General features: G+C 70.7%; 9 protein-coding genes. 3 read left to right on the forward strand and 6 right to left on the reverse strand.

Features of this window, described 5'->3' with window-relative positions:
* Nucleotides 1-36: 36 nt before the first annotated feature.
* From ACIBX3_RS32805 to ACIBX3_RS32820, 4 genes are all read right to left on the reverse strand, one after another.
* On the reverse strand, nucleotides 37-1,668 hold the full coding sequence (locus ACIBX3_RS32805) for a (2,3-dihydroxybenzoyl)adenylate synthase (protein ID WP_397123782.1): 1,632 nt from the start codon (nucleotides 1,666-1,668) through the stop codon (nucleotides 37-39).
* Complete coding sequence (locus ACIBX3_RS32810) at nucleotides 1,661-3,709, reverse strand: acetate--CoA ligase family protein (RefSeq protein ID WP_397123784.1); 2,049 nt, start codon at nucleotides 3,707-3,709, stop codon at nucleotides 1,661-1,663. Before ACIBX3_RS32810 ends, ACIBX3_RS32805 begins: the two co-directional genes overlap by 8 nt.
* Nucleotides 3,706-5,259 carry an FAD-dependent monooxygenase gene (locus ACIBX3_RS32815; protein WP_397123786.1) on the reverse strand — a complete coding sequence of 518 codons (1,554 nt, stop codon included), beginning with the start codon at nucleotides 5,257-5,259 and terminating at the stop codon, nucleotides 3,706-3,708. Before ACIBX3_RS32815 ends, ACIBX3_RS32810 begins: the two co-directional genes overlap by 4 nt.
* Nucleotides 5,260-5,356: 97 nt before the next feature.
* Nucleotides 5,357-6,166: a PaaX family transcriptional regulator C-terminal domain-containing protein gene (locus ACIBX3_RS32820; RefSeq protein WP_397123788.1), complete on the reverse strand. Its 810-nt coding sequence runs from the start codon at nucleotides 6,164-6,166 to the stop codon at nucleotides 5,357-5,359.
* 117 nt (nucleotides 6,167-6,283) lie between these two features.
* Between ACIBX3_RS32820 and ACIBX3_RS32825 the strand changes: the two genes are divergently transcribed.
* Together ACIBX3_RS32825 and ACIBX3_RS32830 are read left to right on the forward strand one after the other, a co-directional pair.
* Entirely contained in the window at nucleotides 6,284-7,009 is a 726-nt protein-coding gene (locus ACIBX3_RS32825) for an alpha/beta fold hydrolase (protein ID WP_397123790.1), read from the forward strand.
* A gap of 262 nt (nucleotides 7,010-7,271) precedes the next feature.
* Entirely contained in the window at nucleotides 7,272-8,030 is a 759-nt protein-coding gene (locus tag ACIBX3_RS32830) for an SAM-dependent methyltransferase (RefSeq protein WP_397123792.1), read from the forward strand.
* A gap of 121 nt (nucleotides 8,031-8,151) precedes the next feature.
* Here the strand turns inward: ACIBX3_RS32830 and ACIBX3_RS32835 are convergent, their stop codons facing one another.
* Both ACIBX3_RS32835 and ACIBX3_RS32840 read right to left on the reverse strand, forming a co-directional pair.
* Nucleotides 8,152-9,135, reverse strand: a complete 984-nt coding sequence (locus ACIBX3_RS32835; RefSeq protein ID WP_397123794.1) for a polysaccharide lyase family 1 protein — start codon at nucleotides 9,133-9,135, stop codon at nucleotides 8,152-8,154.
* Between the two features lie 408 nt (nucleotides 9,136-9,543).
* On the reverse strand, nucleotides 9,544-10,905 hold the full coding sequence (locus tag ACIBX3_RS32840; protein ID WP_397123796.1) for an OFA family MFS transporter: 1,362 nt from the start codon (nucleotides 10,903-10,905) through the stop codon (nucleotides 9,544-9,546).
* A gap of 239 nt (nucleotides 10,906-11,144) precedes the next feature.
* Here ACIBX3_RS32840 and ACIBX3_RS32845 point away from each other — a divergent pair, with 239 nt between their 5' ends.
* Nucleotides 11,145-12,548 (forward strand): S28 family serine protease, encoded by a 1,404-nt coding sequence (locus tag ACIBX3_RS32845; RefSeq protein WP_397123799.1) that lies wholly within the window; start codon nucleotides 11,145-11,147, stop codon nucleotides 12,546-12,548.
* The last annotated feature ends 56 nt before the right edge of the window (nucleotides 12,549-12,604 follow it).

A 12,604-nucleotide genomic window follows, 5' to 3' on the forward strand; every position in this document is an offset into this window, starting at 1 on the left:
GCTCTCCATGTACCGGTCTCGTCTTTCACGATGCGGTTACTGGACGATCTCCCGCAGCGCCTTCTTGTCGATCTTTCCGATCTTGGTCAGGGGCAGCTCGTCGAGGAGCACGAGGTGTTCGGGGAGCTTGTAGCGGGCGACCTCCATCGTCGCGAGGGCCTGCCGGATGCCCTCCAGGGTGAGCTGGTGCCCCGCTTCGGCCACGACGACGGCGCAGACCCGCTCCCCGAGGTCGGGGTCGGGCTTGGCGACGGCGGCGACGCGGGAGACGCCGGGGAGGCGGTAGATGAGGTTCTCGACCTCTTCGGCGGAGATCTTCTCCCCGCCGCGGTTGATAAGGTCCTTGTCGCGGCCTTCGACGACGAGGTTGCCGGAGGGATGGATCCGGACGACGTCGCCGGTGCGGTACCAGCCGTCGGAGGTGAAGGAACGCGCGTTGTGCTCCTCGGCCCGGTAGTAGCCGCACGGGGTGTAGGGGCCGCGGGTCAGCAGGGCGCCCATCTCCCCCGGGGCCACGGGCTCTCCGGCCGAGTCGACGATGAGGAGCTCGTCGTCGGGGCACATGGGACGCCCTTGCGTATAGATCTTGACGTCGTCGGGGTCGTCCAGGCGCGTGTAGTTCAGGAGCCCTTCCGCCATGCCGAACACCTGCTGGAGGGTGCAGCCGAGCACGGGTTCGACCCGGCGGGCGACCTCGGGGGCCAGGCGGGCGCCGCCGACCTGGAGCAGCCGCAGGGACGCGGGAGCCGGATGGCGGCCGGAGGCGACGGCGTCGATCCAGCGCTGGGCGACCGCCGGGACGGCGGCGGTGACGGTCACGCCTTCGGCGGCCATCAGCGGCAGCGCCTTGCCGGGTTCCGGGGTGTGGGCCAGGACGACCCTGCCGCCGTTCATGAAGACGCCCAGGATGCCGGGGCAGGCGAGCGGGAAGTTGTGCGCTGCCGGGAGCGCCACCAGGTAGACGGTGTCCCGCCCGAAGCCGCACACTTCGGCGCTGCGGCGGGCGTTGTACTCGTAGTCGTCGTGGGTGCGGGTGATGAGCTTGGGCAGCCCGGTCGTGCCGCCGGACAGGAGGAAGACGGCGACGTCGCCGCTGCCGGGCGCGAGCCGGTCGAGCCGGGCGCGGGCGGCGGCCGGGTCGTCGGCGGGCCGGGCGAGGGAGCGGAGGTCGGCGGCCTTCTCTCCGACGTCGGCGCCCGCGACCAGCAGCATGCGTACGCTCGGCGTGGCGTCGGCGATCTCCTGGCCGAGCGCCTGGTGGTCGAAGTCGCCGATGCGGTCGGGTACGGCGATGGACGTCACGTCGGCGTGCGCGGCGAGATAGCGCAGCTCGTGGCCGCGGTGGGCGGGCAGCGCCATGACCGGGGCGATGCCCGCGCGCAGGCAGGCCAGCGTGAGCGTGACGAACTCCCAGCCGTTGGGCAGCTGGACGAGCATCGCGTCGCCCGGGGCGAGTCCGGCCTCCAGGAGCCGGACGGCCAGCCCGTCGGCGCGTTCGGCCAGCTCGCGATAGGTCAGCCGGGTGCCGCCGTCGACGACGGCCACCGCGTCGCCGTACGTCTCGGCCCACTCGTGCACGTACGCCCCGAGCGGCCGGCCACGCCAGTACCCGGCCTCGCGGTAACGGTCGGCCGCCTCCTCGGGCCAGGGTACGAAGCCCTCACGCATCCTCGGATCCTCCTTCATTCCTCAGGTCACGCGGCACAAGCACGGCGTCGAGCGCGACGACGTCGCCGTCGGGCAGGATCCGCAGCGGGTTGATCTCACACTCTGCCACGGCCGGGTCGGTGCCCAGGGAAGAGAGTGCGAGCAGGACGCGGGCGAGCCGGGTCCGGTCCACCGGGGCCGCGCCCCGGGCGCCGAGAAACAGCTCGCGGGTGGCGAGGTCGTCGAGCATGGCCTCGGCCTCGCCGGCCGGCACCGGCGCCAGGCGCAGGGAGACGTCGCCGAGGATCTCGGCCGCCGTCCCGCCCGCGCCCAGGGCCAGGACCGGGCCGAAGACCGGGTCCCGGCGTACTCCGGCGATCAGTTCGGGGCCCGCCGGGGCCATCTGCTCGACCAGCAGCGCCGGGGCGGCGGGCATGCGGGCGAGCGCCGCGTCGAGGTCCTCGTGCGTGCGGATGCCGATCTGGACGCCGCCCACCTCGGTCTTGTGCAGCACGGCGGGATCGAGGATCTTCACCACGACGGGCCCGCCGAGCTCGTCGAGCGCGGCGTGCGCGGCGTCCCGGCCGGCGCAGACGCGGCGGACCGGGGTGCGGATGCCGAGGGCCGCCAGGACGTTCTTGGCGGTGTGCTCGTCGGCCGGCCCCGTCAGGGAGAGCGCCGGCGTGGCCGCAGGGGCGGCGTCCTCCTCCAGCCGGCTGCGGCCGGCCGCGTCCTCCGCCAGGGCGCGCACCATGGTCGCGCCGGCGGCCGGCGTGGTGGCGCACGGGATTCCCGCCTGACCGAGGTCCTGGCGGGCGCGGCGTACCTGGTCCGGCGGGCCGCCCACGACGGCGACCAACGGAGTGGCGGGCCGGGCGCCGGTCAGGGCGGCGGGAAGGTCCACGGCGGCGGGTTCCAGGAGCGCGTACACGGCGGTGACGTGGATGTCCGGGTCCGCGGACACCCGCTCGATCACGTGCGGGAGTGTGGGGGAGGGGCGGCCGGTGTCGACGGGGTTGCGCTGGTAGGTCAGGCCGGGCAGAAGCTCGCCGACCTCCTTGACCGTCTGCTCCGCCAGCGGCGGCACCTGGACGCCGGCCGTGCGCAGGGCGTCGGTGAGCAGCAGGCCGGGGCCGGCCTGGGCGGTGACCAGGCCGGCCCCGGGCCGGGGGTGGGCGGGCAGGCGTACGCGGCTGAGCGCGCAGACGGCGTCGGCGAGTTCCCGCTCGTCGTCGACGAGGACGGCGCCCGCCTGGCGGAGGGCCGCGCGGGTGACGCGCCAGGAGGTGGCCAGGGCGCCGGTGTGGGAGCGGGCGAAGTCGCCGACGTCGCTGCGGCCGACGACCAGGGCGACGACCGGAACCCGGTCCACCAGGCGGCGTACCGCGTCGGTCAGGCGGCGGCCGTCGGCGGCGGTCTCGACGTGCAGGGCGACCGCGCGGAGAGCCTCGTCCCCGGCCAGGTGGTCCAGGACGTCCGCCTGGCTGACGTCCATGCTGTTGCCGAGGCCGACGCCGAGACGGAGGCCGGCTCCGGCGTCGGCGAGCGCGAAGGCGAGGGCGTGGTTGACGCCGCCGCTGGCCGCGACCACGGCGACCGGGCCCGCGGCGAGGTCCGCGACGCCCGGGACGAAGCTCGCGGTCAGCGAGGCGTGCGGGACGAAGAAACCGGAGGTGTTGGGACCGAGGAGACGGAGGCCGGTGTCCCTCACGACCTCGCTCAGGGCCCGCTGGTGGGCGGCGCCTTCGGGGCCCGACTCGGCGAAGCCTCCCGCGCAGACCAGCGCCGCGCGTGCCCCCGCGGCGGCGGCCTCACGGAGCGCGCTCGCGGTCACGGCGGCGGGGATGCACGAGATCACCAGGTCGGGGGCGGTGCCGTGGGCGGCCACGGCCTCGGCGACGCTCGGATGGAACTGCTGCGGACGGCTCGGGTTGATCTTCATGACCGTGCCGGGGAAGCGCGCCAGGGAGGCGGTCATGGCCGTGCCCAGCTTGCCGGGGACGTCCGAAGCGCCCAGGACGGCGACGGAACGGGGCGCGAACAGCGGGTCGAGCGCGCTCATCTGACATCTCCCACGAGGTCGGCCCGGCCCGAAAGCAGCAGGGTGGTCGCGGCGTCGTCGTCGTAGGGGCCGACGATCGCGGCCGGCAGGTCATGGATGAGCCGGGCCTCCTCGGCGAGAAGAACCCGGGTCAGGGGCGTTCCGCCGCGTACGCCGACGAGCGGGGCGCCCGCCCGCGCGATATCGAGGACCTGGGCGAGGATCGGTGGCAGGTCCGCCTCGGCGTCAGGAGCGTCGATCCACAGGCCGGACGGAGAAGGCCGGCCGGTGAAGGGCGCCATCGGGATCTCGGCGCCGTCGTCCGCCATGAGGGCGGTGCCGGTCGCGGTGACCCCGCGGCCGGGCAGGAGGAAAGGGCCGGCGCTGAACGGTGTGCTCAGAGGGGCCGTGCCGTGCCGCTCGCGCCACCATTCGTCGACCCGTTCCGCGTACGGCCGGTCGCGCAGGGCGAGCTTGGCGCGCGGGATGGAACGGGTGAGGAAGTGGAAGGCGAACTGCACCGGGTCGTCGAAGGAACGGACGTACCGGCCGAAGTGCTCCCACCACGACAGGCTGGGCCGCGCGGAGTTCTGGATCTTCTCGACCTGGGGGCGGCGCCGCCGCTCGTAGAGCTCCAGGGCGCCGGGCACGTCGTGCGGGGACTCGCCGAGGGCCGCCGAGAGGGCGACGGCGTCCTCCATCGCCATCTTGGTGCCAGACCCCACCGAGAAGTGCGCCGTGTGCGCGGCGTCACCGAGCAGCACCCAGGTGCCGCGCCGCCACGACCGCGCCCTGCGGGTGGCGAAGTTGGCCCAGCGCGAGTTGTTGCCGACCAGGGCGTGGCCGTCGATCTGGCCGTGGAAGAGCCGCTCCAGGTATGCCTGGGTCTTCTCGTCGCTGACACCGGGCGGCGTGGCGGGATCGAACGCGTCCAGCCCGGCCGCGGCCCACGACTCGGCGTCGGTCTCCACGATGAAGGTGCTGAGCGAGTCGCTGATGGGGTACGCGTGCGCCGCGAACACCCCGTGCGGGCCGTCCTGGTGGACGAACGTGAGCCCCTCGAACATGTACGTGGTCCCGAACCAGATGAACTTCGCGCTCGCCACTTCGGCCGTGGGCCCGAAGTCGCCGGCGAACATCGTCCGGAACCGGCTGTTGGCGCCGTCGCAGACGACCACGAGGTCGAAGCCGTCCAGCTCGGCCGGGTCGCCGATCTCGTGCTGGAAGCGCATGGTCACACCCTCGGCACGGGCCCGGTCCTGCAGCAGGGTGAGCAGGTTCCTGCGGACGACCGCGGCCATGCCCATGCCGCCCACGCGCTCCCGCGCGCCGTGCACGCGTACCTCGATCTCGTCCCAGTGCCGGCCGTGCTTCTCCAGCGCCTCGCTGAGCACCGGGTCGGCGGCGTCGATCGCGCCGAGCGTGGCGTCGGAGAAGACCACCCCGAACCCGAACGTGTCGTCGGGGCGGTTGCGCTCGAAGACCACGACGTCCGCGTCGGGCCGGTCCCGCTTGAACAGCGTGGCGAAGAACAGGCCGCCCGGTCCGCCTCCGATGCAGGCAACTCTCATCGTGATTCCTTCACTCTCGCGCTGACCGCCCTCGGTACGGAGTCGCGACCGCGAACGTATGACATTTAAGTATCTGTCGTCTAGGAAATGACACGAATCAACTGGCGGTGGGATCCATGATCAGGCGATCCACGTACGCCTCGGCCTCGCTCCGCAGAAGCCCGTGGGCCTCCAGGAACACCTCGTGGGCCGTCCGCCCGCACCAGCCCTCGGGCAGCAGCTCGGGCGGCAGATCCGGATCGCGGAACGGGAACATGCGGTAGTCGTGGATCAGCCGCATTCGCTCGACCAGCGCCTCCCGTCCGCGCAGCTCGCCGGCCCGATAGACGGCGAGCCGGGGGCGGTAGTGGTCGAGCAGCTCGCGGTAATCCTTGTCCAGCGCGGTCAGATCCCAGGACCTGGCCGCCATCTCCCGGTCGGCCGCGGCCCCCTCGGAGCGGGCGCGCAGCACGTCGAGCCGGATCGCGGGATGGTCGGCGAAGTCGGCCCTGACCTGCGCGACGCGGTCGTGGGGACTGATCCACACCGAGGCCGACAGCAGGCCGAACCCGAGCCAGGCCAGCCGCTTGCGCAGTTGCTCGCGCAGGGTGCGCTCGGTCTCGGGCACCGAGTAGATGACCATGTGCCACTGGCCGTCCCAGGGCCCGGGCGCGCGGGCGAAGATCCGCGCCCTGCCGTCGTCGAGCAGCCGCCAGGCGGCGTCGGTGAGGACATAACAGGTCTCCCTGCCCTCGCGGCGGCCGTCCAGCCAGCCCTCCTTGCGCATCCGCGCGACCATCACCCGCACCGTCGCCTCGGGCACGTCGAAGCATCCCATGAGCGCCACCAGGCCGCGCAGCCGGACCTCGCCGCCGCGATAGCGCAGATAGTCCCCGAACACATCGAAGACCAGCGACCGTGGCTTCACCCGCGCCTCCCGACAAATTGTTTCAACTTCTTGACGATCGTCTCACATCTGGCCCATATTTCAATAAGCGTCCGCCACGCCAGGTGGCGGCGCAGCGCCACGTCGCAAGGAGACGCCATGGCAGAGACCTTCGTCCTCATCAGCGGTGCCTGTCACGGAGGCTGGACCTGGCGGTTCGTCGCCGAGCACCTGCGTGCCGCCGGCCACCGTGTCCTCACCCCCACTCTGCCCGGCCTGGCCGACGGCGACGACCCCGAGCGGCACAGCCTGGCGGACGTCAGCGACTTCATCGTCGACCTCGTCGAGAGCGCCGATCTGAGGGACGTCACCCTGGTCGCGCACAGCTGGGGAGGCTACCCGCTCACCGGTGCCGCCCCCCGGCTCGCTCCCCGGCTGCGCAAGCTCATCTACTGGGGCGCGTTCGTGCCGGCGGAGGACACCCCTTTGCTGGGGGAGGTGCCCCCGCATTACGCCGAGATGTTCACCCAGCTCGCGGCGGCGTCCGGGAACAACAGCGTCGTCTTCCCCTTCGAGGTGTTCTGCGGCGCGTTCATGCAGGACGCCGACGAGACCACGCAGCGCCTGATCCACGGCCTGCTGGTGCCCCAGCCGATGCGGTACTTCACCGAGACCGTCACCCCTGTGGATCCGGCGGCGCTCGGCGTGCCGGCCGCCTACGTGGTCGGATCCGAGGACTTCGCCCTGCCGCCCGGCGAATTCGGCTGGACGCCCCGCTTCCCGCAGCGCCTCGGAGCCGACACGCCCGTCATCGAGCACCCGGGTAGCCACGAGGCCCAGTTCACCCGCCCGGCCGAACTCGCCGCCGCACTGCTCAAGGCCTGATTCCGCGGCTTCCCCGGCCCCTTCCGGGGCTGGGGGCGCAGGTCCCGGCTTCGGCACCACGCTTGTGCTGCGCCGAACCGTGATCCACTGAATGATCACCATGTCGTCTCCATCACGTCTCGAAGACGTGCATCGTCTCCTTGAGCAGATGCTCGCAGGCGAGAATCAGAGTGGATCACAGATCTGAGGATCGGCCGACGAGACAGGCTCGGGGCACGATGGACGAGTGCCTGGACGGCAGTTCCCCCGGAAGGAGAACTCCATGATCGACACTAATGTCCCGCACTCTGCCCGAATCTGGAACTACTGGCTGGGTGGCAAGGACAACTACGAGGTCGACCGCATCGCGGGGGAGGAGTACAAGAACATCTTCCCCGAAGTCGTCGAGCTCGCCCGCGCGTCCAGGGCGTTCCTCGCCCGCACCATCACTTACCTGACCGCGGAAGCGGGCATCCGGCAATTCCTGGACGTCGGCACCGGCCTGCCCACGGTGGACAACACCCACGAGATCGCCCAGCGGATCGCCCCCGAGTCGCGCATCGTCTATGTCGACAACGACCCCCTTGTGCTGGTCCACGCCCGTGCCCTGCTGGTCGGCACGCCGGAGGGCGCCACCGACTACGTCGACGCGGACGTGCACGACACTGAGTCCATCTTGACGGCCGCCGCGAAGACGCTGGACTTCAGCAAGCCCGTGGCGCTCAACCTCAGCGGCATCATGGGCCACATCGCCGATCTGGACGAGGCGTTGTCGATCGTCGCACGGCTGATGGCACCCTTGGCGCCGGGCAGCTACCTGGCGCTCAACGACGGCACCAACGTCCACAACGCCGCCGGAACCGAGGCGCAGGAGCAGTACAACGAGAGCGGCGCCATGGCGTACATCCAGCGCGCCCCCGCGGAGATCGCCCGCTTCTTCGAAGGCCTCGAGCTGGTCGAGCCGGGAGTGGTGACGGTCAACCACTGGCACGCGAACGGCCGCGAGCTCGACGCCTACGGCGGGGTCGGCCGGAAGGTCTGAGCACCGTGCGGGGCCATGCCTCTCCCGGCGCATGCCGAAGACGCGGCCGTGGGCCGGGAGGGCATACGGTGATCGAGCGCGGGAGATCTTCGAGCCGAGTGCGGTGACCGCGCCAGGTCGTCTACGGGTTGATCTTGCCGGCCCCCGCCCCGGCGATGACGACGGACTTGACGCCGGCGGCCGAGTCCATCGAGTAGGAGTAGGGGATGGCGGCCACGCTGCCGCCCTGGTCGCCGGCGCCGGAGCCGACGAGGTGGTTGCCGCGGGCCACCAGGTTGCCGGGATCGGAGGAGCCCTCGCCGCGGTGGAACGGGTCGGGGACGTTCTCGAAGAAGTTGCCCTCGACCAGCACCCCGGCGTTCTCCGTGGAGGCCACGCCGTAGCCGGAGTTGGCGTTGTAGTAGTTGTTGTAGACGTGCACCGGGTTGCCGAACCTCACCCGGGGATTGCGCTGCGCTCCTTCGAGGCGGTTGTGGTGGTAGGTCACCCGCAGGTGGCCGGTGTCCTGGGCGGCATTGTTGTCGCTGTGGCCCAGCAGCATCGCCTTGTCGTGGTTGAAGATGTGGTTCCACGAAACGGTCACGTAGTCGCTGGCGCGCTTGATGTCGATGGCGCCGTCGTAGCCGTTGGACAGGGTGTTGTGGTCGATCCACACCCGGGTGGATTCCTCGATGCTGATCGCGTCATCGTTCCAGCCGCGGAACGTCAGGTTCTGGATGATCACATTGGACGCCCGCCGCACGTGCAGCCCGCAGCCGGCGATCGTCGCGCCGGGATTGCCGAGGATGGTCTTGTTGGACCCCACGCGCAGCATGTCCGAGCAGGAGATGGTGCCCGAGACCCGGATGACCGCCGGGTTCGTCCCGGCCGCCGCCGTGACCAGTGCCGAGGCGCTGGTCACCGTCGTCGCCGAGGCGCCGCCTCCGCCGGTCGTGCCACCTCCTTGCGTCGCCCAGCCGGTCGGCTGCCCCGCCACCAGGCGAGCGGCTCCCTGGACGGGTACGGCGTAGGCCATCGACGGCATCACCGCGGCCACGGTGACGGCCGCCACCGCGCTGCCGAGCGCCGTCCTCCAGCGCGCATGAACTCTCGTTGTTCCGGTCAAGGTCAGGCTCCTTCCAAGAGCCTCGGAGAGGCTGGGAATGCGCTTTCCAGGTAAGCGCTTTCCGGCGATGCGGCCGAGTCAAGCACAGCCTCAATCGCGTGTGAAGCCTTGGTGATCCGCTGCCTGCAAACGGGATGCACGGCCTCGTCGCCCTTTGCCGGAGTTCTCGCATCCGCCCAGGTCGGGCCGGGCGACAGCGTGCACAGAAAGACGCAGGACCAGAGCATTCACGCGGTGAAACTTTCACATGAATGGCTCGACGCTGACCCGGGTGAGAAAGACGCGGGGAAGCGGCGCGGTGTCAGCCGGCGAACAGCTGGGTGAGTTTCATGAACAGCCCGTACACGCCGTACGCGAACGGCACCGCGACCCACGCCCAGGCCAGCACCATCAGGCCGGTCCGACTTCTCATACCGTCTGTCCCCTCTCCCCGACGAGTCCCTTCTCCGGGCGCTCGTGGTACCTGTCGTGCACCGGCCGCACCAGCTCGTTGGCGAGGAAGCCCACCGCGAGCAGCCCGATCATGATGTAGAGCGACGTGGTGTACAACTCGGGGCCGGAGTGCCCGGCCGCCTTCTGCGCGTCGGCGATCGCGTTGACGATCAGCGGGCCGAGCACGCCTGCCGTGGACCAGGCCGTGAGCAGCCGGCCGTGGATGGCGCCGACCTGGTAGGTGCCGAAGAGGTCCTTCAGGTACGCCGGGATCGTCGCGAAACCGCCGCCGTAGAAGGACAGGACGCCCAGCGCGCACATGATGAACAACGGCTTCGACGAATCGCCGGCCAGCGCGATCGCCAGGTACAGCAGCGCGCCCACGCCCAGATAGACGCGGTACATGTTCTTGCGCCCGATCACGTCGGAGGTGGAGGACCAGACGAAGCGGCCGGTCATGTTCGCCAGCGACAGCAGCGCGACGAACCCGGCCGCCGAGCTCGCCGCGACCGCGGTCGGCGTACCCGCGAAGAAGTCGGTGATCATGGGCGCGGCCTTCTCCAGGATGCCGATCCCCGCGGTGACGTTGCAGCACAGCACCACCCACAGGCAGTAGAACTGCGGCGTGCGGATGGCGTTGCGGGCCGAGACGTCCGCCGTGGTGATCAGCGTCCGCCGTGCGACCGCGGGCGGCGTCCACCCCTTGGGCGACCAGCCCTCCGGCGGGACCCGCACCAGCAGCACGCCCATCGACATGAAGAACGCGTAGACCACGCCGTGCACGAGGAAGGTCGTGGCGATGCCGGTCGTGGTGGCGCCGAAGGAGTCGAGCATCTGCGCCGACCACGGCGAGGCGATGAGGGCTCCGCCGCCGAACCCCATGATCGCGATTCCGGTGGCCATGCCCGGCCGGTCGGGGAACCACTTGATCAGTGTGGAGACCGGCGAGATGTAGCCGATGCCGAGCCCGATCCCGCCCACGACCCCGTAGCCGAGGACGACGAGCCAGTACTGTCGCGTGGCCACGCCCAGCGCGGACAGCAGGAAGCCGGAGGAGAAGCAGGCCATCGACACGAACATGGCCCAGCGCGGCCCGTTGCGCTCGACGAGCGTGCCGCCGAAGGCCGCCGACAGGCCGAGCATGACGATGCCCAGCTGGAACGGCAGCGCGCTCTGCGTGCCGGAGAGCTGGAGTGAGGACTCGAGCGGGGGCTTGAACACACTCCACGCGTACGCCTGCCCGATGGCCAGGTGCACGGAGAGCGCCGCCGGGGGGACGAGCCAGCGGCTCCAGGTGGGATCGGCAATGGTACGGGAGCGACTGAGGAAACCTGCCACGCATCACCGGTACCACATACCGTATGCAGTATTTTGACTACGTTCGGTCTTTACGATGAGCGGTCCGATCTTGTCGACGAACGGTTCAAGGGCTCAGGTCCCATGGCCGGCTTCGTTCCGAGATCGCGATCTGCGGCTGGGCCCGGGCGTCCGAGCCGTCGAGCATCGTCGGCTGCACCCTGGGAGGAAGGGCCGGTATAGCGTGGGGCGACACAGCCCTCTGCAAGGAGACGCCAACCATGCGATCCCGGTTCCTGGCCGCGTTATCGGTTGCGACGGCCGTCATCCTCCAAGCTCTCCCCGCCGACGCCCGATCGGCCACCGAGGTCACCTCCGCCGCGGTGCAGGACGACCTGCTGGACAAGCTCACCGCCATTCCAGGACTCACGGTGGTGTCGGAGTCCCAGCCGGCCGGCTACCGGTTCTTCGTCCTCGCCTACACACAGCCGGCCGACCACAGGAACCCGCGCAAGGGGACCTTCCAGCAGCGGCTCACGCTGCTCCACCGTTCGGCCGAGGCGCCCGTCGTCCTCTACACGGGCGGGTACGGCCTGCCCGTGAACCCCACGGCTTCGCGTACCGAGCCGACCCGGCTGCTCGACGGCAACCAGGTCTCCGTCGAACACCGGTTCTTCCGCTCCTCGCGGCCGCAGCCGGCCGACTGGGACGACCTGACCATCTGGCAGGAAGCGACGGATGAGCACCGGATCGTCCAGGCGCTCAAGACGATCTACTCAGGGAAGTGGATCCAGACCGGCGCGAGCAAGGGGGGCATGACGTCCGTCTACCACCGGCGCTTCTACCCCGGTGACGTGGACGGTGTGGTGGCCTACGTCGCTCCCAACGACCGGCTGAACCCTCTCGATCATGAGTACGACAGGTTCTTCTCCGTGGTGGGCTCCGAGTCGTGCCGGACGGCACTGGAGAACGTGCAGCGCGAGGCGCTCAAACGGCGTGACCGGATGGTGAGACTCCTGGAGTCGGACGCCGAACGCAACGGTTACACCTTCAGCAGGACGCTGGGCAGCGCGGACCGGTCGTTCGAGCTGACGATCCTTGACACGGCCTGGGCATTCTGGCAGTACTTCACCGCGGCGGACTGCTCCGCCGTGCCGGCCCCGACCGCCACGGACGAGGAACTGTACGCCTGGATCGACAACGTCGTCTTCTTCGGGTTCTACACCGACCAGGGCTTGGAGTTCTACCTGCCCTACTACCACCAGGCGGCATCCCAGCTCGGCTGGCCCGACCTCGCTTTCAAGCACCTGCGCGGGCTGACCCGTTACCGCGGCCTCTATCAGCCCAACGCCGTGCTCCCCGTGGAACTCCGCTCCCGGCACGATGCGTGGCCGATGCTCGACGTGGACCATTGGGTGCGTACTCGATCGGAGAGGATGATGTTCGTCTACGGCGAGAACGACCCGTGGAGCGCCGAGCGGTTCACCCCGAGCAGAGCTGACTCCCACCTGTACGTCGCGCCCGGCGCCAACCACGGTGCCAGCATCTCGCTCCTGTCCGAGGCGGATCGGGCGGCGGCGACGGCCACGCTGCGACGCTGGGCGGAGGTGCCCCCGGCACGGCGGCTCCCGGAGGCCGCGGCCATCCCGGATGACGACATGCGCGCCGATCGCCGGACCCGCTGACGCCGGACCGGCGGCGAGAGGCGGGTGAACGCCGTGGCGTCCACCCGCCGGTGGCC

The organism is Nonomuraea sp. NPDC049480 (assembly GCF_044465905.1).
Taxonomy (GTDB): Bacteria; Actinomycetota; Actinomycetes; order Streptosporangiales; family Streptosporangiaceae; genus Nonomuraea.